Annotated in this window: 23 protein-coding genes; 13 read left to right on the top strand and 10 right to left on the bottom strand. The window is 54.4% G+C overall.

The features are described 5' to 3' along the window. Window position 1: 1 nt before the first annotated feature. Together aaeA and aaeX are read right to left on the bottom strand one after the other, a co-directional pair. Window positions 2-934 carry a p-hydroxybenzoic acid efflux pump subunit AaeA gene (gene aaeA, locus NL510_RS03490; RefSeq protein ID WP_253381607.1) on the bottom strand — a complete coding sequence of 311 codons (933 nt, stop codon included), beginning with the start codon at window positions 932-934 and terminating at the stop codon, window positions 2-4. A gap of 7 nt (window positions 935-941) precedes the next feature. Beyond that, a complete protein-coding gene (aaeX, locus tag NL510_RS03485) occupies window positions 942-1145 on the bottom strand; it encodes a p-hydroxybenzoic acid efflux pump operon protein AaeX (RefSeq protein ID WP_253381604.1) in 204 nt (67 codons plus the stop codon). A 180-nt stretch (window positions 1146-1325) separates the two neighbouring features. On the opposite strand from aaeX, the gene aaeR reads away from it, so the two are divergent. After that, window positions 1326-2252, top strand: a complete 927-nt coding sequence (gene aaeR / locus NL510_RS03480) for an HTH-type transcriptional activator AaeR (protein WP_253381602.1) — start codon at window positions 1326-1328, stop codon at window positions 2250-2252. Window positions 2253-2313: 61 nt separating this feature from the next. Here the strand turns inward: aaeR and tldD are convergent, their stop codons facing one another. The 8 genes from tldD to csrD form a co-directional block, all read right to left on the bottom strand. Further along, window positions 2314-3759 (bottom strand): metalloprotease TldD, encoded by a 1446-nt coding sequence (gene tldD, locus NL510_RS03475; protein WP_253381600.1) that lies wholly within the window; start codon window positions 3757-3759, stop codon window positions 2314-2316. An 84-nt stretch (window positions 3760-3843) separates the two neighbouring features. Then, a complete protein-coding gene (gene yhdP, locus NL510_RS03470; RefSeq protein ID WP_253381599.1) occupies window positions 3844-7626 on the bottom strand; it encodes an AsmA2 domain-containing protein YhdP in 3783 nt (1260 codons plus the stop codon). Window positions 7627-7668: 42 nt separating this feature from the next. Beyond that, window positions 7669-9138, bottom strand: a complete 1470-nt coding sequence (gene rng / locus NL510_RS03465) for a ribonuclease G (RefSeq protein ID WP_253381597.1) — start codon at window positions 9136-9138, stop codon at window positions 7669-7671. Continuing rightward, window positions 9128-9721 (bottom strand): Maf family protein, encoded by a 594-nt coding sequence (locus NL510_RS03460; RefSeq protein WP_253381594.1) that lies wholly within the window; start codon window positions 9719-9721, stop codon window positions 9128-9130. Before NL510_RS03460 ends, rng begins: the two co-directional genes overlap by 11 nt. Before the next feature lie 10 nt (window positions 9722-9731). Continuing rightward, window positions 9732-10220, bottom strand: coding sequence for a rod shape-determining protein MreD (mreD, locus tag NL510_RS03455; RefSeq protein WP_023309399.1), 489 nt, complete (start codon window positions 10218-10220; stop codon window positions 9732-9734). Beyond that, window positions 10220-11206: a rod shape-determining protein MreC gene (gene mreC, locus NL510_RS03450; RefSeq protein ID WP_253381593.1), complete on the bottom strand. Its 987-nt coding sequence runs from the start codon at window positions 11204-11206 to the stop codon at window positions 10220-10222. The genes mreD and mreC overlap by 1 nt, the downstream gene beginning before the upstream one ends. Window positions 11207-11267: 61 nt before the next feature. Next, on the bottom strand, window positions 11268-12311 hold the full coding sequence (mreB, locus tag NL510_RS03445) for a rod shape-determining protein MreB (protein ID WP_000913396.1): 1044 nt from the start codon (window positions 12309-12311) through the stop codon (window positions 11268-11270). Window positions 12312-12593: 282 nt separating this feature from the next. Further along, a complete protein-coding gene (csrD, locus tag NL510_RS03440) occupies window positions 12594-14534 on the bottom strand; it encodes an RNase E specificity factor CsrD (RefSeq protein ID WP_253381591.1) in 1941 nt (646 codons plus the stop codon). Window positions 14535-14716: 182 nt separating this feature from the next. On the opposite strand from csrD, the gene acuI reads away from it, so the two are divergent. The 12 genes from acuI (at window position 14717) to NL510_RS03380 (ending at window position 24601) form a co-directional block, all read left to right on the top strand. Further along, window positions 14717-15691, top strand: coding sequence for an acrylyl-CoA reductase (NADPH) (gene acuI, locus NL510_RS03435; protein WP_253381589.1), 975 nt, complete (start codon window positions 14717-14719; stop codon window positions 15689-15691). A 77-nt stretch (window positions 15692-15768) separates the two neighbouring features. Then, on the top strand, window positions 15769-16770 hold the full coding sequence (msrP, locus tag NL510_RS03430) for a protein-methionine-sulfoxide reductase catalytic subunit MsrP (RefSeq protein ID WP_253381587.1): 1002 nt from the start codon (window positions 15769-15771) through the stop codon (window positions 16768-16770). Then, window positions 16771-17370: a protein-methionine-sulfoxide reductase heme-binding subunit MsrQ gene (gene msrQ / locus NL510_RS03425; protein ID WP_253381585.1), complete on the top strand. Its 600-nt coding sequence runs from the start codon at window positions 16771-16773 to the stop codon at window positions 17368-17370. 234 nt (window positions 17371-17604) lie between these two features. Next, window positions 17605-18057: a type II 3-dehydroquinate dehydratase gene (aroQ, locus tag NL510_RS03420; protein WP_253381583.1), complete on the top strand. Its 453-nt coding sequence runs from the start codon at window positions 17605-17607 to the stop codon at window positions 18055-18057. 21 nt (window positions 18058-18078) lie between these two features. Next, entirely contained in the window at window positions 18079-18546 is a 468-nt protein-coding gene (gene accB, locus NL510_RS03415; protein WP_131635254.1) for an acetyl-CoA carboxylase biotin carboxyl carrier protein, read from the top strand. A gap of 10 nt (window positions 18547-18556) precedes the next feature. Continuing rightward, on the top strand, window positions 18557-19906 hold the full coding sequence (gene accC / locus NL510_RS03410; RefSeq protein WP_010436177.1) for an acetyl-CoA carboxylase biotin carboxylase subunit: 1350 nt from the start codon (window positions 18557-18559) through the stop codon (window positions 19904-19906). 108 nt (window positions 19907-20014) lie between these two features. Next, window positions 20015-20257 carry a YhdT family protein gene (locus NL510_RS03405; RefSeq protein ID WP_253381581.1) on the top strand — a complete coding sequence of 81 codons (243 nt, stop codon included), beginning with the start codon at window positions 20015-20017 and terminating at the stop codon, window positions 20255-20257. Next, window positions 20247-21698 carry a sodium/pantothenate symporter gene (gene panF / locus NL510_RS03400; RefSeq protein ID WP_253384734.1) on the top strand — a complete coding sequence of 484 codons (1452 nt, stop codon included), beginning with the start codon at window positions 20247-20249 and terminating at the stop codon, window positions 21696-21698. The genes NL510_RS03405 and panF overlap by 11 nt, the downstream gene beginning before the upstream one ends. A 10-nt stretch (window positions 21699-21708) precedes the next feature. Further along, a complete protein-coding gene (gene prmA / locus NL510_RS03395) occupies window positions 21709-22590 on the top strand; it encodes a 50S ribosomal protein L11 methyltransferase (RefSeq protein ID WP_253381579.1) in 882 nt (293 codons plus the stop codon). 382 nt (window positions 22591-22972) lie between these two features. Then, complete coding sequence (gene dusB / locus NL510_RS03390) at window positions 22973-23938, top strand: tRNA dihydrouridine synthase DusB (protein ID WP_253381577.1); 966 nt, start codon at window positions 22973-22975, stop codon at window positions 23936-23938. 23 nt (window positions 23939-23961) lie between these two features. Then, entirely contained in the window at window positions 23962-24258 is a 297-nt protein-coding gene (gene fis, locus NL510_RS03385) for a DNA-binding transcriptional regulator Fis (RefSeq protein WP_000462905.1), read from the top strand. Window positions 24259-24436: 178 nt separating this feature from the next. Further along, window positions 24437-24601, top strand: coding sequence for a DUF2556 family protein (locus NL510_RS03380; protein WP_253381575.1), 165 nt, complete (start codon window positions 24437-24439; stop codon window positions 24599-24601). Window positions 24602-24633 lie beyond the last annotated feature (32 nt).

Raw genomic sequence — 24633 nt, 5'->3', positions numbered from 1 at the left:
ATTAACCAAACTCGCGCAGACGATGGGCGAGTTTACGGAAGAAGGAGTCCTGGCTGGCATCGCGATCTTTTTCGCCGGTAATAACCACGGTGGCCGTGGTCCCCGCTGGCCACAGGTTGCCCTGCTGCTCATCCAGATGGATGCGTACCGGCACACGCTGCGCCAGACGTACCCATTCAAGGTTGGAGTCGACGGTCGCCATCCCTTTTGAATCGTTGCTGCTGCTGGAGTTTGTTACGCCGGCAGCAACGCTATCTACAGTACCTTTGATCACTCGGTTACTGCCAAGCGGCGTGATTTCAGCCCGAAATCCTGGACGTACGCCTTCAAGTTTGGTCTCTTCCATATAGGCGAGCACGTAGAAGGAGTTTTGTTTCACCAGCGCGACGGCGGTGGATCCGCGGGTAATAAATTCCCCGGCGTAGACGTTCAGGTTGGTCACCCAGCCATCGGAAGGGGCGCGGATCACGGTACGTTCCAGATCAAGCCTCGCCAGATCGCGCGTGGCTTCTGCTTTGGCTAACTGGTGCAGTACGGTCTGCAGCACGTTGTTGGACTGGTCAATCTCTTCGCGGGACATCGCCTGCACGCCTAACTGATTGCGGCGACCGGCCTCACGGCGCTTTTCAGTGGCCAGCGCCTGGTAATAGGCGACGTCCGCTTGTGCTTCCTCTAACGCTTTTTGATAGCGAGGCCGATCAACGGTAAACAGTATCTGGTCTTTTTTCACCAGTTGGTTATCGTGGACGTTGACCTCCGTGATAAGCCCGGCGACATCGGGGGCAATCGCCACCACGTCCGCACTGAAACGCGCATCGCGCGTCCACGGTGATTCAGTGTAATAGACCCAGGCGCGAAAAATAGCGATGAACGCGAGGATAACCAGCGCCATGGTTATGGCAGTGCGGGAGATTTTTCTTGTTAGCGTTTTCACATCAACCTCAAACAAACATGCGCGATACGAGATAGAACAGGCAGCAATACAGCGCGGTATTAAACAGTGCAGGGTGCCACACGAAATCATAGATTCCGGTAGGAACCAGCACCTTGCGCACCAGCCAGAAGATCGCCAGTGATAAAAGAAGCTCGAAGAATATCGGTGGGAACGACAGACCGAACACCACGATAACGGGAAACAGACTCATGTTGACCTTGATTAGAGAGAGTGCAGGTTACAGAATTTCTAAGCGCGCGCCGCCGCAGAAGAGTAAGAAAAGCTGGGGCAAGAGTGGCACGGGCATTATGTAATTAATAATATATTAACGTAACTGTTATGCTGTTATCTATAATATGTGATCTAAATCACTTTTAAGCCAGAGTTAACAATGGAACGTTTAAAGCGCATGTCGGTTTTCGCCAAAGTGGTTGAACTCGGCTCATTTACCGCCGCCGCACGTCAATTACAGATGAGCGTATCGTCCATCAGCCAGACGGTATCTAAGCTGGAAGATGAGCTTCAGGTTAAGCTGCTCAACCGCAGTACCCGCAGTATCGGGCTGACGGAGGCGGGCAAAATTTATTATCAGGGCTGTCGGCGCATGCTGCATGAAGTGCAGGATGTTCACGAGCAGCTGTATGCCTTTAACAACACGCCGATCGGTACGCTGCGTATCGGCTGTTCTTCAACTATGGCACAAAATGTTCTCGCTGCCATGACGGCGGACATGCTCAAGGAATATCCGGGATTAACCGTCAACCTGGTGACCGGTATTCCGGCCCCGGATCTAATTGCCGATGGGCTGGATGTCGTGATCCGCGTCGGCGCTCTGCAGGATTCCAGCCTCTTTTCCCGTCGGCTGGGCAGTATGCCGATGGTGGTTTGCGCCTCAAAAAACTATCTCGCCCAGTACGGTGTGCCGGAAAAACCCGCCGATTTAAGCAATCACTCCTGGCTGGAGTACAGCGTTCGCCCGGATAACGAATTTGAGCTGATCGCGCCGGAAGGACTTTCGACCAAACTGCTGCCGGTCGGCCGGTTCGTGACTAACGATCCCATGACCATCTCCCGCTGGCTGGTTGCCAGCGCAGGGATCGCTTATGTCCCGCTGATGTGGGTGATCAATGAGATCAACAGCGGTGAGCTGGAGATCCTGTTCCCGCGCTACCAGTCCGACCCGCGTCCGGTCTACGCTCTGTACACCGAAAAGGACAAACTACCGCTTAAAGTTCAGGTGTGTATTAACTATTTGACCGAGTATTTTGTCGAGGTGGCGGAGTTGTTTCAGGGAATGCGGGGAAGAAGAAAAGAGTAAAAGACCGCACCGGGCCGTCCCCTCTCCCCGATTGAGGAGAGGGTCAGGGTGAGGGGAAAAATTACGCCGTCCCGCCCACCGTCAGGCTGTCGACTTTCAGCGTCGGTTGACCCACGCCAACCGGCAGGCTCTGCCCTTCTTTACCGCATACGCCCACGCCGTTATCCAGCTTGAGATCGTTACCGACCATTGAAATCTGCTGCATGGCTTCAATACCAGAGCCAATAAGCGTTGCGCCTTTAACCGCTTTGGTCACTTTGCCTTTCTCAATGAGATACGCTTCAGAGGTAGAGAAGACAAACTTACCGGAGGTGATGTCCACCTGACCGCCGCCAAAGTTCGGCGCGAAGATACCGTAATCGACTGAGTCGATTATCTCCTGCGGCGTAGATTGACCTGGCAGCATATAGGTATTGGTCATGCGCGGCATCGGCAGGTGCGCGTAGGATTCACGGCGACCGTTGCCCGTCGGCGCTACGCCCATCAGGCGCGCGTTGAGTTTGTCCTGCATGTAGCCTTTCAGCACACCGTTTTCGATAAGGACATTGTACTGGCCCGGCGTCCCTTCATCATCGATAGAAATAGAGCCACGACGGTCGAGCATGGTGCCATCATCCACCACGGTGCAAAGCTCAGAAGAGACGAGTTGCCCCACCTGCCCGCTGAACACAGAGGTTCCGCGACGGTTAAAGTCCCCTTCCAGGCCGTGACCCACCGCTTCGTGTAGCAGCACGCCCGGCCAGCCAGCGCCCAGCACCACCGGGAAGGTGCCCGCCGGGGCCGCTACGGCAGAAAGATTCACCATCGCCATACGCACAGCTTCTTTTGCCCACGCGTCAGCGCGAGCGTCGCCGTCAACGTCGCCCAAGAACCAGTCATAGCCGAAACGACCGCCGCCGCCGCTTGAGCCGCGCTCGCGCTTGCCATCCTCTTCTACCTGTACGCTGATGGAGAGACGAACCAGAGGTCGCACATCCGCCGCCAGGGTACCGTCCGTCGCGGCCACCAGAATCAGTTCATATACGCCGCTCAGGCTGGCAGAGACTTCTTGCACGCGCTTGTCGGCCGCACGCGCGACTTTATCCACGCGGCGCAGAATATCCAGCTTCTCTTCACGGCTCATGCTCTGCAGCGGGTCAAGGCTGGTATAGAGCGCAGTATGCTGCACTTCGCCCAGCGTTTTCACCCGGCCATCGCCTGAATCACGCACGATAGTTCTTGCGGCCTGCGCGCTTTGCTCCAGCGCGGCCAGGCTAATCTGGTCAGCATAGGCAAAGCCGGTTTTTTCACCGCTCACGGCTCGCACACCCACGCCCTGGTCGATGTTATAAGAGCCATCTTTGATGATGCTGTCTTCTAAAACCCAGGATTCGTGATAGCTCGACTGGAAATAGAGATCGCCATAGTCGAGACGACGTTCGGTCAATTGACCAAGAATGGAGAACAGGTCCTGATGGCTCAGGCCGTTCGCTGCCAGCAAATGTTCACTTACCAGGTTCAGACTCATCGTATTGCTACTCGTTCGTTGCCGCCCGGGGCGGTATAAAGATCGTATTTATTGAGAGTGAGGCAATTACCTGCCCACGTCAAATCATTGCTGTGCATCTTTGCGCGGCTGGCGCAGCACTTCGTTGATCTGCGGCTTATCAATCGGACCGGTGATCCGGTAGCGCAGAATAGAGACTTTGCTCCACAGCGGTCCCAGTACCCTACTGGCGGCAAAGACGGCTGCACCGACTATCGGGTTCACCACGAAGGCCGCTGCAACGCCCACCGTGGCGGAGATTTCCGGCGCCACGACGGCTTCCATATTCAGCTCACGGCGCACTAGATCCACCGAACCTTTCATTGCGATATCGGCTTCCAGGCCGTCCACCAGCGTGTCGTCCGTATGCATAATGCCGTCCTTGATCCATGCCGTGCTGCGAATGGAGTCATAATAGAACCCTTCGCTGAACGTATCGCTGAAGTCAAAGCGCAACTTGCGCAGCAGGGCATCGAAACTCAGCAGGCGTAGTATCTGCCCGGCATGACCGGTGCTCACATCGGCAATTTCACCTTTACCGAAGTAGGTTTTCAGAATGCCGTTAAGCGAGGCTTCATCGGGCTTCCACGGCTCGGCGCGCCAGTGCAGATCGTAATTCACGTCGAAGGACGAGCCAAGCAGCGGAGTGCTAATGCCAAAGAAATTGGCTGCCGCATCGAGTTTTTTGCCCTTAATGTCACCCTTCAACGATGTTCGCTGCTCGCCCGGTTTGTTAACCCATTCACCCGCCGCCGTGAGACGGCCAAAGCCGGTATCCAGCAGCCCACCAGTGAGGCTCAGGGTGTTGCCCTTAATGGCGATGTCGCCGTCAATACGGCCATATTTTTGCCCCCACAGCCAGCACTCTGTACAGCGCAGCTGTAGATCGGGCCAGCCGCTGAAGTTCACGCGGGAAGCGCTCGCCTGCTTCTCTTCAGGCGCAGCCGTTGTCGGGTTGTAATAGAGATAACGGATCGCCGCCTGCCACGGTGCATTGTCACGCATCGTCAGCGTAGCGTTGATTTCTCGCCCCTGAGCTTCGACGTTGGCGCCGTTACCCGTCGGCCGGGAAACAATGCTGAGGTTATTCCACTGCTGCCCGCCCAGCGTCAGGGCGGGCGTGCGCACGATGATGGTCTGCGGGAATTGCGCGGCATCGTCAACGTTTTGCCCAACGCCTTTCTGGAACAGCGCCAGCCACTGCGCACCGTCCATCGGCGGAAGATTAAGCTCAATACCCGCCAGCTCTGGCAGCGGAGGCGTGGTGCGACTGTCCGTCGTCCAGATGGCACGGTCGAGCGTTAGCTTACGGTTAAGCAGCCAGCGGCTGTTAAAGTGATTGGCGCCGCCCGCATGACCGGTCAGTGCGAAGCTGTTCAGGTCGCCATCGACGTTTAGCGTCACCGGTAGCGCCTGTCCGGCTTTTTTATCAAGCGGGGCAGGAAGCTGACTGCTCAGGTTTTTTAGATCGCCAGTAATATCAACGTTGTAGCGCGCACTGGCATGATAAGGCAGTTCAATACCCACCTTGCCCTTCCAGGAGACGGCCCCCTTGACCGACTCCTCTATCGGTTTCGGCAGCACACCCATGCGCGAAGGCTGCCAGTCAGCGTCCATGTTGACCGCCACCTGATAGGCCTTATCACCCTCAGTGGTGGTGAAGTTGATATTGACGGGCTGGTTAAACCAGTTAGCCGTAAGCGGCCCACTCTTCAGATTGCCGTTCACAAAGCTGAACTGCCCGCTGAGGTTCTTGAGAGTGCTTTCAAGCGGTTTGATGTACAGACTGTTGTCATTGAGACGGACATCGCCTTTCGCAGTCGTCAGCTCGCCATCCAGCGGGATGTCCAGATGTAAGCGAGCATTCACATCGCCATCAAGCTGCAACTGCTCAAGCGTAGCGGCTAGCGACTCTTTCAGCGGCGTATCCTCAAAGTACGGACCCACCGCCCCACCCGGGCCGTTGATATCCGCATCGATAAGCAATTTCTCTTTTGAGTAATCCGGGATATTTGCCGTCAGGTTGCTGGCCGTCACGCCGCCAAGGGCCACGCTGTCCGACTTCATCCATAACCCGTCATTGATAAAGTTGAGTTCGATATTGAGATTTTTTAGCGCAGGCCAATCCGGCTGGAAAGCAAAAGTGGCGTTGCGCAGAGGCACCAGCACCTGGAACTGACCTTCATTATGTTTGTACGGGAACAGATGCGGGTTGCCGCCGTAAACCAGAGTCGCGTTATCGGCCTGGCCGCCCAGGACGGCGCCGCTCAGGTAATCAACCAGCGCTTTACCCATCAGATTTTCCGGGAAGTAGCGCCAGGCCTGAGAGCCATCATCAGTACTGATCCCGGCGAGAATGCCCAGCCACGGCTCTTCGCCTTCCGGCTGCAGATAGCGAAAATCGCCACGAGCATGCACCGCCTTGGCTTTTACATCAATTTGACGGCCATCAAGCTGAAAGCCTTTGTCGTTCTGCAGCCAGTTAAGCACAGCACTGCCTTTTTCAATCTCCAGCGGTGCACGGAAGACGGTTTCGTAGGGCATTTTGGCGTCATGCATATCCACCGTCAGTCTACCGTTTTCAACGCTGCCTTCCAGCTTGCCGCTGAAGTTCTCCGCTCCCGGCAGAAGCTTCCACTGTTTCCAGGCCAGATCTTTCCATGTCGCCTGGAAGCGGGTTTTCTCCGTCGCCTGCAGCGGGATATCCAGCGCCAGGGTGTCAATATTTCCGCGTGGCTGCGTCGCCAGCCAAATTTCCCCCAACTGTGGCGAGAGCTTCGCTGCCATCGAACGCAGGCCTTCTATCGCGGTCAGATCCAGATTGCTGGCGCGGATGCGTAACTCATCGCTGCGTTTACCGTTCGTGCCGCCGACATCCTGCTCAGGCATCCAGGCCAGGGTCAGCGCACCGCGCGGCCAGGGCTTGTTGTCCATGGTGATACGCGTATCCGGAATGGCAAACTGCCAGCCCTCTTTCTCTTGCGTCACATGGGCAGTGAGGTTGTCCACGGAAAGCTGATGCTGCGTATTTTCATCTTTCCAGCTGGCGCCACCCTGTTTTAACCTGATATCGCCGCTGGCCAATTCCCCTTTCGTCAGGGTCAACCAGCCTTCAAGACTGAAACGGGCGGTTTCCAGCTGCATGTTTTGCTGCAACCAGTTTCCCAGCCACGGCTTCACATCCACATCATCAGCCTGTAGCCACACCTTCCCGTTGTTTAATAAACCGTCGTCGTCGCGCAGATCCATTCGCACCTGCATGACGCCATGCTGACCGTTCAGGCTGGAAAGATTCACCTGCCCCTCGGCACGATGACGGCCTTTACCGTTGACCCATGTTAACTGTGGGATCGCCAACTCGGCGCGCTGGCCGGAAAGGGTAATGAAGCTCACTTCGCTATCGCGCAGATCGAAATGATCGAACTGGCGCAGGAAAAGATCGCTGATGCGGTTGGTTTCCATTCCCTGGTCGCTGTCACTGTTGCGCAGCGGGGTATTGGTCAGAAACTGGAGTTGATGAAAAGTGAGATCGCGAAACTGCCAGCGCATATGCAGTAAACTCTGCCAGACGTCCAGCGCCAGCGTTACGCGTTTGATTTTCAGATGGCCGCCATCTTTCAGGCTGGCATTGATTTCCCGTACATCCAGCGTCGGGCCAAAGTTTTGCCAGCTGGCGCTGATTTGGCTCACGTCTACCGGCACGCCGGTGGCGGACTCAATTTTTGCCAGTACCTGCGGACGCCAGCTGTCCAGATGCGGTAACACGAGGCGCAGCCCGCTCACGAGCAACGCGACAATCACAACAAGCGTTGCCCCTGTAAGCAGTAAAATCCCCGGCAATCGCCTCACGCATCTCTCCTTGTCAGCTTTGATCTCGCAGCGTACTGCGTTTTACATCATGACGACGTCAAATTGCTCCTGGTTATAGAGCGGTTCAATCTGCACTTTAACCTGTTTGCCGACAAAGATTTCCACTTCTGCCAGCGCATGCGACTCTTCGCCTTTAAGTGCTTCAGCCACCGAAGGGGAAGCATAGACCAGAAAACGATCGGAATCGTAAGCATGATGGACACGAACAATTTCACGCATGATTTCGTAGCAGACGGTCTCAACCGTCTTTACCGTGCCGCGGCCATGGCAGGTTGGGCACTCGTTGCACAGCACATGCTCCACGCTTTCGCGGGTGCGCTTACGCGTCATTTCAACCAGACCCAGTTGGGAGAAACCGTTGATGCTGGTCTTCACACGATCTTTACCCAGCGCCTGCTCTAACGAATGCAAGACGCGGCGACGGTGGTCTTCATTATTCATATCGATAAAGTCGATGATGATAATGCCGCCCAGATTGCGCAGTCTAAGCTGACGCGCGATGGCCTGCGTCGCTTCAATGTTGGTGTTGAAGATGGTGTCATCAAGGTTGCGATGGCCGACAAATGCCCCGGTGTTGATATCCACGGTGGTCATCGCTTCGGTCTGATCGATGATCAGATAACCGCCGGATTTCAGCTCAACCTTACGCTCCAGCGCGCGCTGGATTTCGTTTTCCACATCATAGAGATCGAAGATCGGCTGACGGCCGGAGTAATGCTCCAGCAGGCCGGGCATTTCCGGGATATATTCTGCGGTGAATTCCAGCAGCGCTTCATACGTCAGACGCGAGTCCACGCGGATCCTGTCAAGCTGCGCATCGGCAAAATCACGCAATACGCGCTGCGCCAGCGCCAGCTCGCCATAAAGTTGATAACGGGTGTGATTGCGTTTTTTACGCTCCATCACCTTCGTCCAGACGCGCTTCAGGTAGGCTGCATCGGAGGCCAGATCCTCTTCGCTGATCCCTTCAGCGGCGGTACGGATGATAAATCCGCCCTGCTCATCGCAGTAGGCGTTGACCACGTTTTTCAGGCGTTCGCGCTCGTTTTCGCTTTCGATACGCTGCGAAACCCCCACGTGGGACGCGCCCGGCATAAAGACCAGATATCGGGAAGGTAACGTAATGTCGGTCGTCAAACGGGCGCCTTTGGTGCCGAGAGGATCTTTCACCACCTGGACCATTAGATCCTGGCCCTGACGCACCAGCTCAGAAATATCGCGCACGGCAAACTGCTTTTGCTCTTCACCTGCAACGCACTCGGTATGCGGCATGATGTCGGAGGCATGTAAAAATGCCGCCTTATCGAGCCCAATATCGACAAAAGCCGCCTGCATGCCCGGAAGTACACGACTAACGCGACCTTTGTAGATGTTGCCTACGATCCCGCGCCGCGCTTCACGTTCAATATGGATTTCCTGAAGAATGCCACCGTCAATATAGGCCACACGAGTTTCCGAGGGCGTTACGTTTACCAACAATTCAGCCGTCATAATTATCCCTTCCCTCACGCAGTGAGTTAAAATTGCTTAGCAACTCATACGTTTCTACCAGCGGTAAGCCGACTACGGCGTGATAGCTGCCATTTATCTTCCTGACAAAACAGCCACCCAACCCTTGAATACCGTATGCACCTGCTTTATCCATCGGTTCACCGCTGGCGATATAAGCGGCAATCTCGTCATCGGTTATCACTCTGAACGTCACGTCTGTCTCGACCAGGCAATCCAGTACGTGCTGGCTATCCGCCAGCGCGACGGCGGTCATTACCTGGTGCATTTTCCCGGACATGCTGCGCAGCATCTGCGCCGCATGGTCTGCGTCACGCGGTTTCTCGAGCACTTCACCGTTAAGAATAACGATGGTATCGGCCCCCAGCACCGGGAGATCACGCGGCGTTTGCGCCACGCCAGCCTGCGCTTTCGCGCGCGCGAGGCGGGAAACGTACTGCCGGGCGCTTTCACCCTCAGCACGTTTTTCTTCAATGCCGGTCACGATACGTTCGAAAGAGACACCCAGTTGAGTGAGCAACTCCTGACGACGCGGAGAACCGGACGCTAAATAGAGAGACGTCATAGAAACCTTATTACTGCACAGCAAACTGCTGGCGTACCTTACGCATCAGCAGGAACAGCCATGGCCAGAGCACGCCGTTTACTACACTACTCCAGAACACTTCCGGTCGGAAAGAGACGTTGATCACTAAAAACTCTGCCCAGAAAACAACGATATCCGCAGCAAGCGATAACAACATCACCACCAGGGCCTGTTGCCAGAGCGCGAGGTTGCGAAAGAGCTGGAATTTAAGTGCGACGAGGTACGCAATAATACTCATGGATAAGGCTCGCACGCCAAGCGTCGAGCCACTGATGAGATCCAGTATGGCACCCATCACAAAACCTGTGCCGACATTTACGCGGTGCGGCAGGGCAAGGATCCAGTAGAGCAAAATGAGCAATACCCAGTTTGGCCGGAAAACGAGAATGTCGTCCGGCCAGGGCATGACTTGCAGTAACAGTGCGATGAGAAACGAGAGCCAGATAACCCAGCGCCCCTGGCTACGATAACTTGCCACTACTGCCCTCCTGAAGAGGGCTGAGTGAGTCCCGTGGCAGGCGCCGGTACGGGCGCAGGCGGACCCATGGCGTCCGGTGCTGGCAGAACCTGCGGCATCATTTGCATCAAACGCTCATTCGCCACGCGATGAACCTCTTCAGGCGTCATCGGATTGGAACCGTTACGATCGGCCCCCCAAAGCAGCAGGAGGTAGCGCAGACGCTGTAATCCCGCCGTTGGACGTGCCTGAATCACGGTATACGCACGCTGAGTATCAAGCTTCACTGAAGAGACAACCGCAACCGGATATCCCTCAGGGAAACGTCCACCCAATCCAGATGTGACCAGTACGTCACCCACACGGATGTCCGTATTGGCTGGCAGGTGTTCCAGCTGCAGATCGTCCGTGCAGCCATTACCGGCCGCAATGACGCGAATGTCGTTACGCAGTACCTGAATCGGCAGGGCATGGGTGGCATCGCAGATCAGTAAAACGCGGCTGGTCAGTTTGGCGACAGCAACAACCTGGCCTACCACGCCTTTATCGCTGATAACAGGCTGACCTTCATACACACCGTTTACGCTGCCTTTATCGATCACCACCTGATCGCTGTAAGGATCGTTTACGGTGGAGATGACCTGCGTGACCATTTTCTGCTCGTCCTGACGCAGCGGTGAGCCGAGCAGTTCACGCAGACGGGCGTTCTCCTGTTTATACTGGCCCAGCATCAGTAATTCGCTGTTTTTCAGCAGCAGTTCCTGGCGCAAAGCCCGGTTTTCGAGTTCCAGTTGGTCACGCGAAGACAGCGTTTGTGAAACGGAGTCGAGCAGTGCACGGGGACCATTCGAGACAAAGTAGAAAGGACTGACGGCGGTGTCCATGTACGTTCTGATCTGGCTGAACGTACCTAGGCGGCTATCGGCAATAATGACCCCAAGCGCAACCAGAACCGCCAGAATGAGGCGAAACTGTAGCGATGGGCCACGGCTAAAAATTGGCTTCATAGGCTATGCGTATTCTCGCGTCAGAGAGAAAGGGTAGCGATGCGCTACCCTTTCACAATGACTACTCTTCGCTGAACAAGTCGCCGCCGTGCATGTCGATCATTTCCAGCGCCTTGCCACCACCACGGGCGACGCAAGTCAGTGGATCTTCTGCAACTACGACCGGAATTCCTGTCTCTTCCATTAACAGGCGGTCGAGGTTACGCAGCAGCGCACCACCACCGGTCAGAACCATACCGCGCTCGGAGATGTCGGACGCCAGCTCTGGCGGACACTGCTCCAGGGCAACCATTACCGCGCTCACGATACCGGTCAGCGGCTCTTGCAGCGCTTCCAGAATTTCGTTGGAGTTCAGCGTAAAACCGCGTGGTACCCCTTCAGCCAGGTTACGGCCGCGAACTTCGATTTCACGGACTTCATCACCCGGATAAGCAGAACCGATTTCGTGCTTGATACGCTCTGCGGTCGCTTCACCGATCAGAGAGCCGTAGTTACGGCGAACGTAATTAATGATGGCTTCGTCGAAACGGTCACCACCGATACGCACGGAGGAGGAATAAACCACGCCGTTCAGGGAGATAACCGCAACTTCAGTGGTGCCGCCACCGATATCAACAACCATAGAACCGGTAGCTTCTGAGACAGGCAGACCAGCACCGATAGCCGCAGCCATCGGCTCTTCAATCAGAAAGACTTCACGTGCGCCCGCACCCTGAGCGGATTCGCGGATTGCGCGACGTTCTACCTGGGTTGCGCCAACCGGCACACACACCAGAACACGCGGGCTTGGACGCATGAAGCTGTTGCTGTGAACCTGCTTGATGAAGTGCTGAAGCATTTTTTCAGTCACGAAGAAATCGGCGATAACGCCGTCTTTCATTGGGCGGATGGCGGCGATGTTGCCAGGGGTACGACCCAGCATCTGCTTCGCGTCATGACCTACTGCAGCAACGCTTTTCGGCGAGCCAGCACGATCCTGACGAATGGCCACAACGGAAGGCTCATTCAATACGATGCCTTGTCCTTTTACATAGATAAGGGTATTCGCGGTACCCAGGTCAATGGACAGGTCATTGGAAAACATGCCACGAAATTTTTTCAACATACTAAGGGATAATCCTGAAAGCTGGGGCGGAAAACAAAATCCGCTTACTTTACCAACCACACGCAGCAGCGACAAGGCGCAAAAATCATCTGCTACGGTGAAAATTTGTGCAGTCCGTTTCCTTTGTTACAAATGCATCCCCTGAGTTCGTCAGGGCTGTGTTAACAGTAACGTTCCTCACTTTCATTTGTAACCCGTTAAAGGTCGTTTACTGGCTTTTTTGCTCGTCATACTCAAAGCTACAGGCGCGATATTCTACGTGAAAACAAAGTAAACGGCAGGTCAAACAGAGTATCTTTGCAAATATTTTTTCACATTCGTGTCAAGCGGCTGAGAGGAAGCAAAAAAATCGCCTTGCCCCCCCTTCACCCCGCGATCTACCAACATCTGCCATTCGCCTCTGGAGCGCACGCCCGCGGCAAATACCTGCGTTTGTGTTCCCTTGCATGCCTCCACCAGACTCTGCACCAGCAGCTGATTTTCCGTGCGTTTTTCGATATTTCTGATAAGCCCTGGATGCAGCTTTAATAACTCAACATCCAGTTCCTTAATCCAGCGGGTACTGACCAGCGTCAAGCCCGCCTGCGTGACCGCCACTCGCGCGCCCAACGCGTTGATCAAACGTACCACCGGACGTAACCGGTTGATGTGTTGACCTACATCTGCCTCAGCAAGTTCAAAAATAATGTGTTTGCGTTGCGATTTTTCACATTGCATTAACGTATCGCGTAGCCAGCGCTGGAAACGGGGGCGAATTAACGACTCAACGGTGACCTGCAAGGCTAAATTTTCTTCCGGCCAGTACGATAAAAACGGAATTAGCCGCGTAATTTGCTGGCGGTCATACTCTTCGGAAAGGCCAAACTGCATCACCATCGGGAGATATTCCGCTGAAATAACCTCTTCCGTACCGTCGAAAATACGACACATCAGCTCACGGTGATGAACATTGCCGTTTTTCATAACCGCGGGCTTTTGGTAAATACGCGGCCCGCCGCGACTCAGCATTTGCTCAATCAGCGTTCGCCAGCGCACGTTGCCGCGCCCTTTTTCCGGCAGCGTATCATCGTATACCGCCCAGCCGTTCGCCCCTTGCAATACGGCATTGCGGGTTGCCGCCTCGGCATGTTCCATTACCTGTTCCGTCGGCTGCCCCCCGCGCCAGGCGCAGATACCGATATGCACCATATCATCTCTGTCGAGCATTTTGCTTTGCGGCAACCCATCCACGGCCTTGAGCAGCTGGCTGGCGATACTTTCCGACTCCTTAAGCGTGCGATGGGGTAACAGCACGGCAAAATCGCTTCGATGGTAACGGGCCAGCAGCGAACCCGGGTAGCGCATAATAAAGGTCGATAGCAGGTTGATAAGCGTAAAGAGATTCTCTTCCACCGCGCGCTTACCCCAGGTGTCGTGAAGCAGATCAAAATCAGGAAGACGGATCATCATCACCACGCCGTGCGCCCCGACCTTTTCCGGGTCGTCCAGCAAGGTAGCCAGTTGATTATCAAAGAACAACCGGTTATTGAGGCCGGTTTTGTTATCCTGCGCGGCGTAGGAACGGATCAGCGAATCCATGCGGCTGCGCTGGTCACTGGCAAACTGGATTTCAGAGAGTAATACATCCAGCGCGCTGCTGGTGCGCGAGGGCCATTCATAGACCGTACCACGGACCTGCGGACCACGTTCGCCGTTGAGGATCCGAACAGAACGCGTTTCCAGCAGCTCCTGGCCGGAGAGCTGACGGCGCAGCCAGCGGACCGCGAGAAAGATTATCAGGACGATAAACGCGACAGCGACAGTGAGTGGAGCGGTAGTCAACATCGAGTGGAGGTAACTGGTAATCGGGTCCAGGTAGACAATCCGGATCGTCATCCCAGGGTTTTTAAGGGAGTGGATCGTCATTTCCCGATATTGATTCACCGCCCCTGCAGGACGATAGCTACTCTGACGTACATGTTTGAAGACCTGATGCTTTCCCTGCTTAATGTCGATCTCAACAATATCAACAGGTACCATCAGCTCATCCAGCTCTTGAGACAGTGCCGGGAGCGGGGTCGTAATAAGGCGAGTATCAATAACGGACGCAACAGAATGTACCCGATTGACCAGTTTATCCTGGATGGCGTTATAAAAGCTCAGAGAGCAGCCAAGCAGCGTGACAAAAATGGTGAGTCCGGTCAGCAGTGTGATAAAAGCTGAGAACTTCGTGGTTAATCGCATCCTTGAGATTACTCCGTGGGTTGAAGGGGCAGCAAGTGAGCGCTAACTTGCATTTTAGATGCGGCATACTACCAAACCTGGTGTATCTGGCAATTTATTGCGTTAAATCGGCATGGCGTTTCATTGAGCGAGTATAGTCTTCAGAAATTATTTTCCAATCATCCGCGTAGCGAGGACCTTATATGCAGGCTTTGATCTTAGAACAGCAGGACGGCAAAACCGTTGCCTCGGTGCAAGCCTTAGAGGAGAGCCAACTGCCCGAAGGCCAGGTCACCGTCGACATCGACTGGTCCAGTCTGAATTATAAAGATGCCCTTGCGATTACGGGCAAAGGTAAAATCATCCGAAATTTCCCGATGATTCCAGGTATTGATTTTGCGGGCCGGGTTCATACCAGCGAAGATCCTCGCTTCCACGCCGGACAACAGGTGCTGCTCACCGGTTGGGGCGTGGGAGAAAATCACTGGGGCGGGCTGGCAACACAGGCGCGCGTGAAGGGCGACTGGCTGGTACCGATGCCGAAAGGCATGGATGGACGTAACGCGATGATCGTTGGCACCGCAGGTTTTACCGCCATGCTGTGCGTGATGGCGCTGGAAGATGCCGGTATTCGCCCCGAGTCCGGCGAGATTGTGGTGACCGGCGCCAGCGGCGGCGTTGGCAGCACGGCGGTGACGTTGCTGCATAAGCGGGGTTATCAGGTCGTTGCGGTCTCTGGCCGTGAAAGTACCCATGATTATTTACGGCAGCTCGGCGCTAACCGAATTCTGGGTCGCGAGGAGTTTGCCGAAACGCGTCCGCTGGAGAAACAGCTCTGGGCAGGTGCGGTTGATACCGTCGGCGACAAGGTGCTGGCGAAAGTCCTGGCGCAGATGAACTACGGTGGCTGCGTGGCGGCCTGCGGTCTGGCGGGTGGATTCGCCCTGCCGACCACCGTCATGCCCTTTATCCTGCGCAACGTGCGTCTGCAGGGTGTTGATTCCGTCATGACTCCGGCGGCCCGACGCACAGAGGCCTGGGAGCGTCTGGCGCGCGACCTGCCAGAATCATTTTTCACCCACAGCGCAACGGAGATTACCCTCAGCCAGGCACCCGAGTATGCCCGTAAAATTATGGACAACCAGTTCCACGGGCGCGCGCTGGTGAAAATTGCCTAATGTTCAAATTTTCGTGACATATTCGCGTGAATCCCTCTCCTCCGTCATGCTTATAAAAACGCATGCCGGAGGATGCCATGAAAACCCGAAAACTGACGGAAGCCGACGTAACGGCGGAATCTGTCTTTATGTTACAGCGCCGCCAGATCCTGAAAATGCTTGGCATCAGCGCCACCGCCCTGACGCTTACCCCTGCGGCTCATGCCGACCTGCTCGACTGGTTTAAAGGCAATGACCGCCCGAAAGCCCCTTCCGGTGCGCCACTCACCTTTACGAAACCCGCTCAATGGCAAAACAGCCTGGCGCTGACGCCGGAAGATAAAGTCACCGGCTATAACAACTTCTATGAATTCGGACTTGATAAAGCCGACCCTGCCGCCAACGCAGGCAGCATGAAAACCAATCCCTGGACGCTGAAAATTGACGGCGAAGTCGCAAAACCGCTGACCCTGGATCACCACGACCTTACGACCCGCTTCCCGCTTGAAGAGCGCATCTATCGCATGCGTTGCGTAGAAGCCTGGTCGATGGTGATACCCTGGGTGGGGTTTCCGCTGCATAAGCTGCTGGCGATGGTTGAGCCCACCAGCAACGCGAAGTATGTCTCCTTCCAGACGCGCTATGCCCCGGACGAGATGCCGGGCCAGAAAGACCGATTTATCGGCGGCGGGCTGGACTATCCTTATGTTGAAGGATTACGCCTCGACGAAGCGATGCATCCCCTGACGCTTCTGACCGTGGGCGTTTACGGCAAAGCCCTTCCACCGCAAAACGGCGCCCCCATCCGCTTAACCGTGCCGTGGAAATATGGCTTCAAGGGTATTAAATCCATCGTCAGCATTAAACTCACCCGTGAGCGTCCGCCGACCACCTGGAACCTCGCCGCGCCGGGCGAGTACGGTTTCTTCGCCAACGTGAACCCGCATGTTGATCACCCCCGCTGGTCGCAAGCCACGGAACGCTTTATCGGTTCCGGCGGCGCGCTGGACGTGAAGCGTCAGCCAACGCTGCTGTTTAACGGTTATGCGGATGAAGTGGCCTCTCTCTACCGTGGGCTTAACTTACGGGAGAATTTTTAAGTGCGTTTAACCACTAAGCAGATCGCCTGGCTAAAGGTGCTACTGCATTTGGCCGGGCTGCTGCCTTTTATTTGGCTGTTCTGGGCCGCCAGTCAGGGCTTTTTTAGCGCCGACCCGGCAAAAGATATCCAGCATTTTACCGGTAGGATGGCTCTGAAATTTTTACTGGCAACCTTGCTGGTCTCACCGTTAGCACGCTACGCTAAACAGCCATTATTGATACGCACCCGCCGTCTTTTGGGGCTGTGGTGTTTTACCTGGGCGACCTTACACCTTACCAGCTATGCGCTGCTGGAGCTGGGGATTAACAATATGGCGTTGCTGGGTCGCGAACTGGTAACACGCCCTTATCTGACCCTGGGTATCGTAGGCTGGCTGATCTTACTGGCGTTAACGCTGACGTCCACGCAATATGCCCAGCGAAAACTGGGCAGGCGCTGGCAATTGTTGCACAACGCTGTTTATCTGGTGGCGATCCTCGCGCCCGTGCATTATTTGTGGTCGGTGAAAATTTTATCCCCGCAGCCAATCCTCTACGCGCTACTGGCTGTGGCGCTTTTAGCGTGGCGTTATAAGAAGTTTCGCCAGTGGTTGCGATAGTTCGCGAAACTGTGCGTTTTCCCGCAGATTACTTATCAACCGCAGTTCTTTTTCGGATCGTGGTTGATAATCTTCCCTGATAAGACCAGTATTTAGCTGCCAAATGCTACGAAATCGTTATAATGTGCGACCCTGGTTTTCCTGACGGAGGTTTTAGACCTCTGAAAAGGTGACAATCGCGCTTCGAAGGTATATTTTGTTTTTTACCGGAGAATCGCAGGAGATAGCAGCACAATGGCTGATAAGTACCAAATCTTAGTTTTAAACGGACCGAACCTGAACATGCTCGGCACCCGTGAGCCAGAGAAGTACGGCACGCTGACATTGAGTGAAATTGTTAACCGTTTAGGCACGGAAGCAGCGTCACTCGATGTGGATTTGGACCATTTTCAGTCTAATGCGGAGTACGCAATCATCGACCGTATTCATCAGGCTAAAGACACTGTGGACTATATCCTGATCAATCCGGCCGCGTTTACGCACACCAGTGTTGCGATTCGCGATGCACTGCTCGCGGTGAGTATCCCGTTTATCGAGATCCACCTGAGTAACGTGCATGCCCGTGAGCCGTTCCGCCACCATTCTTATCTGTCAGATATCGCCGCTGGCGTTATCTGTGGATTGGGCGCAGACGGTTATTCATACGCTTTACAGACAGCGGTAAAACGCTTGTCACAATCACACTAAACAAGAGTACGGAACCCACTCATGGATATTCGTAAGATTAAAAAACTGATCGAGCTGGTTGAAGAATCAGGCATCTCCGAACTGGAAATTTCTGAAGGCGAAGAGTCTGTACGCATCAGCCGTGCAGCCCCAGCCGCTAGCTTCCCGGTCATGCAGCAGGCTTACGCTGCGCCGATGATGCAGCAACAACCAGCGCTTGCCGCTGCCGTTGCACCTGCAGCAGAAGCCGCACCTGCAGCAGCTGCAGAAATCAGTGGTCACATCGTACGTTCCCCAATGGTTGGGACGTTCTACCGCACCCCGAGCCCGGACGCGAAAGCGTTCATCGAAGTCGGTCAGAAAGTCAATGTCGGCGATACCCTGTGTATCGTTGAAGCCATGAAAATGATGAACCAGATCGAAGCAGACAAATCAGGTACTGTAAAAGCGATTCTGGTCGAAAGTGGTCAGCCGGTAGAGTTTGACGAGCCGCTGGTCGTCATCGAGTAACGAGGCGAACATGCTGGATAAAATTGTTATCGCCAACCGCGGCGAGATTGCACTGCGTATCCTTCGTGCCTGTAAAGAGCTGGGCATTAAGACCGTTGCTGTGCATTCAAGCGCGGATCGCGATTTAAAACACGTATTGCTGGCGGATGAGACGGTCTGTATTGGCCCGGCTCCCTCCGTGAAAAGTTATCTGAATATCCCGGCTATCATCAGCGCCGCTGAAATCACCGGCGCGGTGGCTATTCACCCGGGTTATGGCTTCCTCTCTGAGAACGCCAACTTTGCTGAGCAGGTTGAACGCTCTGGCTTTATTTTCATCGGCCCTAAAGCCGACACCATCCGCCTGATGGGCGATAAGGTGTCTGCAATTACCGCCATGAAAAAAGCCGGCGTGCCAACCGTACCCGGCTCTGACGGCCCTCTGACCGACGACATGGATGCTAACCGCGCGCATGCTAAACGCATTGGCTACCCGGTTATCATCAAGGCGTCCGGCGGCGGCGGCGGTCGCGGTATGCGCGTAGTGCGTAGCGATGCTGAACTGGCTCAGTCCATCTCCATGACCAAAGCTGAAGCGAAAGCCGCGTTCAGCAATGACATGGTGTACATGGAAAAATATCTGGAAAACCCACGCCACATCGAAATTCAGGTGCTGGCTGACGGTCAGGGTAATGCTATCTATCTGGCAGAGCGTGACTGCTCCATGCAGCGTCGTCACCAGAAAGTGGTTGAAGAAGCCCCAGCCCCGGGCATTACCCCGGAACTGCGTCGTTACATCGGCGAGCGTTGCTCCAAAGCCTGCGTCGATATCGGCTATCGCGGGGCAGGTACATTTGAGTTTCTGTTTGAAAACGGCGAGTTCTATTTCATTGAGATGAACACCCGCATTCAGGTTGAACACCCGGTTACCGAAATGATCACCGGCGTTGACCTGATTAAAGAACAGTTGCGTATCGCAGCCGGTCAACCTCTGTCCATCAAACAGGAAGAAGTTGTGGTAAAAGGCCATGCGGTAGAGTGCCGTATTAACGCCGAAGACCCGAACACCTTCCTGCCAAGCCCGGGTAAAATCACGCGTTTCCACGCGCCGGGTGGCTTTGGTGTACGCTGGGAGTCTCATATCTACGCCGGTTACACCGTACCGCCGTACTATGACTCAATGATCGGTAAGCTTATCTGCTACGGCGAAAACCGTGACGTGGCGATTGCCCGCATGAAGAACGCCCTGCAGGAGCTGATCATCGACGGGATCAAAACAAACGTTGATCTGCAGATGCGCATCATGAGCGACGAGCACTTCCAGAACGGTGGAACTAACATCCACTATCTGGAGAAAAAACTCGGTCTGCACGAGAAGTAAGACTGCATTAACGCGAAAAGGCCGGATGATCCGGCCTTTTTTATTTCTGGGGAGAGCGATGCCCCATCATGTACAATCCTCGCTTTCTTCATCCACAAGGGACAACAAATGGACAAGCGTTTTGTTCAGGCCCATAAAGAAGCGCGCTGGGCGCTGTGGCTGACCCTTCTCTATCTCGTCGCATGGTTAGTAACTGCTTACTTACCTGATTCCGCCATCGGTATCACCGGCCTGCCGCACTGGTTTGAAATGGCCTGCCTGCTGGTCCCGCTGGTGTTTATTGTATTGTGCTGGGCGATGGTGAAATTTATCTATCGCGCTATTCCCCTGGAGGATGATGATGCAGCTTGAAGTCATTCTGCCGCTTATTGCTTACTTATTAATCGTGTTTGGTCTGTCAGTTTATGCCATGCGTAAAAGGACGACCGGCTCTTTCCTGAATGAGTATTTTCTCGGCAGCCGCTCGATGGGCGGCGTCGTGCTTGCCATGACGCTTACCGCGACCTACATCAGCGCCAGTTCATTTATCGGCGGCCCCGGTGCTGCCTATAAATACGGCTTAGGCTGGGTGCTGCTGGCGATGATCCAACTGCCTGCCGTCTGGCTCTCTCTGGGTATATTGGGTAAAAAGTTTGCCATTCTGGCCCGCCGTTATAATGCCGTGACGTTGAACGATATGCTGTTTGCTCGCTATCAAAGCCGCGTGCTGGTGTGGCTGGCGAGCCTGAGCCTGCTGGTGGCCTTTATTGGTGCAATGACGGTACAGTTTATCGGCGGGGCTCGCTTACTGGAAACGGCTGCCGGGATCCCCTACGTGACGGGCCTGCTTATTTTTGGGGTGAGTATCGCGCTGTATACCGCCTTCGGCGGATTCCGGGCCAGCGTACTGAACGATACGATGCAGGGCATGGTCATGCTCATTGGCACTATCGTGCTGCTGGTAGGGATTGTTCACGCTGCGGGTGGGCTAGGTCATGCCGTCGAAACCCTCGGAGCCATTGACCCAAAACTGGTTTCTCCGCAGGGGGCGGATGACATTCTTTCACCCGCCTTTATGACCTCGTTCTGGGTGCTGGTGTGCTTCGGGGTGATTGGCCTGCCGCATACCGCCGTGCGATGTATCTCTTACAAAGACAGCAAAGCCGTGCACAGGGGTATTATAATCGGGACTATCGTGGTGGCGATCCTGATGTTTGGTATGCATCTGGCGGGGGCATTAGGCCGTGCGGTTATTCCGGACCTTACCGTGCCGGACCTGGTGATCCCAACCCTGATGGTCAAAGTGCTTCCGCCGTTTGCGGCCGGGATTTTCCTTGCCGCACCAATGGCTGCCATTATGTCGACAATCAACGCTCAGCTCCTGCAAAGTTCCGCGACGATCATTAAAGATCTCTATCTGAACCTGCGCCCCGAGCAGGTTGAAAATGAACGACGGCTTAAGCGCATGTCTGCAGTGATTACTTTGGTTCTCGGCGCATTGCTGCTGCTTGCCGCCTGGCGCCCACCGGAGATGATCATCTGGCTTAACCTGCTGGCGTTTGGTGGCCTCGAAGCCGTGTTCCTGTGGCCGTTGGTATTGGGGCTTTACTGGGAGCGCGCCAACGCTGCGGGCGCGTTAAGCGGCATGATTGTTGGCGGAGTGCTTTATGCTGTGCTCGCTACGTTCAAGATCCAGTACCTGGGCTTTCATCCGATTGTGCCGTCGTTACTGCTAAGTTTACTGGCGTTTGTGGTGGGGAACCGTTTCGGTCAGCCCGTCCCACAGCCCGCTATCATTTCTACTGATAAATAAAGAGTTTGCCATGCCGTGGATCCAACTAAAACTGAACACAACCGGCGCTAACGCCGAAGAGCTGAGTGATGCGCTGATAGAGGCCGGCTCGGTCTCTATCACCTTTCAGGACACGCATGACACGCCGGTCTTTGAGCCACTGCCGGGCGAGACCCGCCTGTGGGGTGATACAGACGTTATCGGCCTGTTCGATGCAGAAACCAACATGAAAGAGGTGGTAGCCGTTCTGGAAAACCATCCCCTGCTGGGCGTGGGTTTTGTGCACAAAATCGAACAGCTGGAAGATAAAGACTGGGAACGCGAATGGATGGATAACTTCCACCCGATGCAGTTCGGTAACCGTCTGTGGATCTGCCCGAGCTGGCGTGACGTGCCGGATGAAAATGCGGTTAACGTGATGCTTGATCCGGGTCTGGCGTTTGGTACCGGCACCCATCCCACCACATCACTCTGTTTGCAGTGGCTGGATGGTCTGGATCTGGACGGCAAGACGGTGATCGATTTCGGGTGCGGTTCCGGGATCCTCGCTATTGCCGCGCTGAAGCTGGGTGCCGCAAAAGCCATCGGGATCGATATCGATCCACAGGCGATTCAGGCAAGCCGCGATAACGCCGAACGTAACGGTGTGTCCGATCGGCTTGAGCTTTATCTGCCGGACACGCAGCCAGAGTCCATGAAAGCCGATGTCGTGGTGGCAAACATCCTGGCCGGCCCGTTACGTGAACTGGCTCCTTTAATCAGCGTGCTGCCCGTTGAGGGCGGTCTGTTGGGCCTTTCCGGTATTCTGGCAAGCCAGGCTGATAGTGTCTGTGAAGCTTACGCCGACCTCTTCGCACTTGACCCGGTCATCGAGAAAGAAGAGTGGTGTCGCATTACTGGTCGTAAAAAGTAAGTTTTTGGTATGTTTCCAGACCATGCCAGCGCTTCCCTCTGCAACACAAAATGCCGGCCTCCTCCACCGAAGATCTTGTTCTAAAATGCGAGCCAGATCTCAAAGAAGGAGGCAAATCTGCTGCTAAAAACAGCAGATTATCCCGCCCAGGTGATTCATTTACTCAGAAATGATGATAAGTTTTGGGAAATTGTAAGCGCACATAAAATAACCACACGAACGTAAGCCGATGATTTTAATCATAGATTATTTGAATAGATAAGACTGAGCGGCGATTCTTTGATCTACAACAGAGGATTGTTCAAAGTTTGGCCTTTCATCTCGTGCAAAAAATGCGTAATATACGCCGCCTTGCAGTCACAGTATGGTCATTTCTTAACTCATGCGCATCGGACACCACCAGCTCAGAAATCGCCTGATTGCAGCCCCAATGGCAGGTATTACAGACCGGCCGTTCAGGACGCTGTGTTACGAGATGGGAGCCGGTTTAACCGTATCCGAGATGATGTCGTCTAACCCGCAGGTTTGGGAAAGCGATAAGTCCCGCTTGCGGATGGTGCACGTTGATGAGCCAGGTATTCGCACCGTGCAAATCGCCGGAAGCGTGCCTGAAGAGATGGCGGATGCCGCGCGTATCAACGTGGAAAGTGGTGCCCAGATTATTGATATCAATATGGGTTGCCCGGCCAAAAAAGTGAATCGCAAGCTTGCAGGTTCAGCCCTTCTGCAATACCCCGGCCAGGTGCAGTCAATCCTGACGGCGGTTGTCAGCGCGGTGGACGTTCCTGTTACGTTGAAGATTCGCACGGGTTGGTCGCCGGAACACCGTAACTGTGTAGAGATTGCCCAACTGGCTGAAGACTGTGGCATTCAGGCCCTGACCATTCATGGACGCACACGCGCCTGTTTGTTCAATGGTGAAGCTGAATACGACAGCATTCGGACAGTTAAGCAGAAAGTTTCCATTCCGGTTATCGCGAATGGCGACATTACTGACCCGCTTAAAGCCAGAGCTGTGCTCGACTATACGGGAGCTGATGCTCTGATGATAGGACGTGCAGCTCAGGGAAGACCCTGGATCTTTCGGGAAATCCAGCACTATCTGGACACTGGAGAGCTGCTTGCTCCCCTGCCTATGGCAGAGGTTAAGCGCTTGCTTTGTTCGCATGTTCGGGAATTGCATGGCTTCTATGGTCAGGCAAAAGGGTACCGAATTGCGCGTAAACACGTATCCTGGTATCTCCAGGAGTACGCTCCAAATGACCAGTTTCGGCGCACATTCAACGCCATAGAGGATGCCAGCGTACAGCTGGAGGCGTTGGAGGCATACTTCGAAAATCTTGCGTAATGAAATAAAGAGCTGACAGAACTATGTTCGAACAACGCGTAAATTCTGACGTACTGACCGTATCTACCGTTAACTCTCAGGACCAGGTAACTCAAAAGCCCCTGCGTGACTCGGTTAAACAGGCACTGAAGAACTATTTTGCTCAACTGAACGGTCAGGATGTTAATGACCTGTATGAGCTGGTATTGGCTGAAGTTGAACAGCCACTGTTGGACATGGTGATGCAATACACCCGCGGTAACCAAACCCGCGCTGCGCTGATGATGGGTATCAACCGTGGTACTCTGCGTAAGAAATTGAAAAAATACGGCATGAACTAATTTCGATTAGCTAACTGCTTGTTTAAAAAGGCGCTAACCGGCATGGGGAAGCGCCTTTTTTATTGCCCGCATCTGCCATCGTCAATGCTTTGTAAACCTTCACTTTCGCGCTTTAAAACCGCTACTTTTCGTGTATATTTCCACCACCTTACGGCTTATCTTTTCCTGGAACGACACAATGATTCGTAAATACTGGTGGCTGGTTGTATTTGCTATCTCAGTTTTCATTTTCGATGCGCTACTGATGCAATGGATTGAGCTCATGAGCACCGAAACCGATAAGTGTCGCAATATGAATTCCGTGAATCCGTTAAAGCTCGTCAATTGCTCCGCGCTTGAGTAAGCCGCGAACATCACGCCAATCCTTGCTAACCT

It is taken from the genome of unidentified bacterial endosymbiont (assembly GCF_918797525.1).
Lineage (GTDB): Bacteria > Pseudomonadota > Gammaproteobacteria > Enterobacterales > Enterobacteriaceae > Enterobacter.
The sequence above is the reverse complement of the archived record's forward strand: the minus strand, read 5'-3'. Positions and strand labels throughout refer to the sequence as shown.

Coding starts and splice junctions, on each gene's coding strand:
- aaeX (WP_253381604.1), bottom strand. CDS start 1,145: ATGAGTCTGTTTCCCGTTATCGTGGTGTTCGGTCTGTCGTTCCCACCG.
- aaeR (WP_253381602.1), top strand. CDS start 1,326: ATGGAACGTTTAAAGCGCATGTCGGTTTTCGCCAAAGTGGTTGAACTC.
- tldD (WP_253381600.1), bottom strand. CDS start 3,759: ATGAGTCTGAACCTGGTAAGTGAACATTTGCTGGCAGCGAACGGCCTG.
- rng (WP_253381597.1), bottom strand. CDS start 9,138: ATGACGGCTGAATTGTTGGTAAACGTAACGCCCTCGGAAACTCGTGTG.
- NL510_RS03460 (WP_253381594.1), bottom strand. CDS start 9,721: ATGACGTCTCTCTATTTAGCGTCCGGTTCTCCGCGTCGTCAGGAGTTG.
- mreC (WP_253381593.1), bottom strand. CDS start 11,206: ATGAAGCCAATTTTTAGCCGTGGCCCATCGCTACAGTTTCGCCTCATT.
- mreB (WP_000913396.1), bottom strand. CDS start 12,311: ATGTTGAAAAAATTTCGTGGCATGTTTTCCAATGACCTGTCCATTGAC.
- csrD (WP_253381591.1), bottom strand. CDS start 14,534: ATGCGATTAACCACGAAGTTCTCAGCTTTTATCACACTGCTGACCGGA.
- acuI (WP_253381589.1), top strand. CDS start 14,717: ATGCAGGCTTTGATCTTAGAACAGCAGGACGGCAAAACCGTTGCCTCG.
- msrP (WP_253381587.1), top strand. CDS start 15,769: ATGAAAACCCGAAAACTGACGGAAGCCGACGTAACGGCGGAATCTGTC.
- aroQ (WP_253381583.1), top strand. CDS start 17,605: ATGGCTGATAAGTACCAAATCTTAGTTTTAAACGGACCGAACCTGAAC.
- accB (WP_131635254.1), top strand. CDS start 18,079: ATGGATATTCGTAAGATTAAAAAACTGATCGAGCTGGTTGAAGAATCA.
- accC (WP_010436177.1), top strand. CDS start 18,557: ATGCTGGATAAAATTGTTATCGCCAACCGCGGCGAGATTGCACTGCGT.
- NL510_RS03405 (WP_253381581.1), top strand. CDS start 20,015: ATGGACAAGCGTTTTGTTCAGGCCCATAAAGAAGCGCGCTGGGCGCTG.
- panF (WP_253384734.1), top strand. CDS start 20,247: ATGCAGCTTGAAGTCATTCTGCCGCTTATTGCTTACTTATTAATCGTG.
- prmA (WP_253381579.1), top strand. CDS start 21,709: ATGCCGTGGATCCAACTAAAACTGAACACAACCGGCGCTAACGCCGAA.
- dusB (WP_253381577.1), top strand. CDS start 22,973: ATGCGCATCGGACACCACCAGCTCAGAAATCGCCTGATTGCAGCCCCA.
- fis (WP_000462905.1), top strand. CDS start 23,962: ATGTTCGAACAACGCGTAAATTCTGACGTACTGACCGTATCTACCGTT.
- NL510_RS03380 (WP_253381575.1), top strand. CDS start 24,437: ATGATTCGTAAATACTGGTGGCTGGTTGTATTTGCTATCTCAGTTTTC.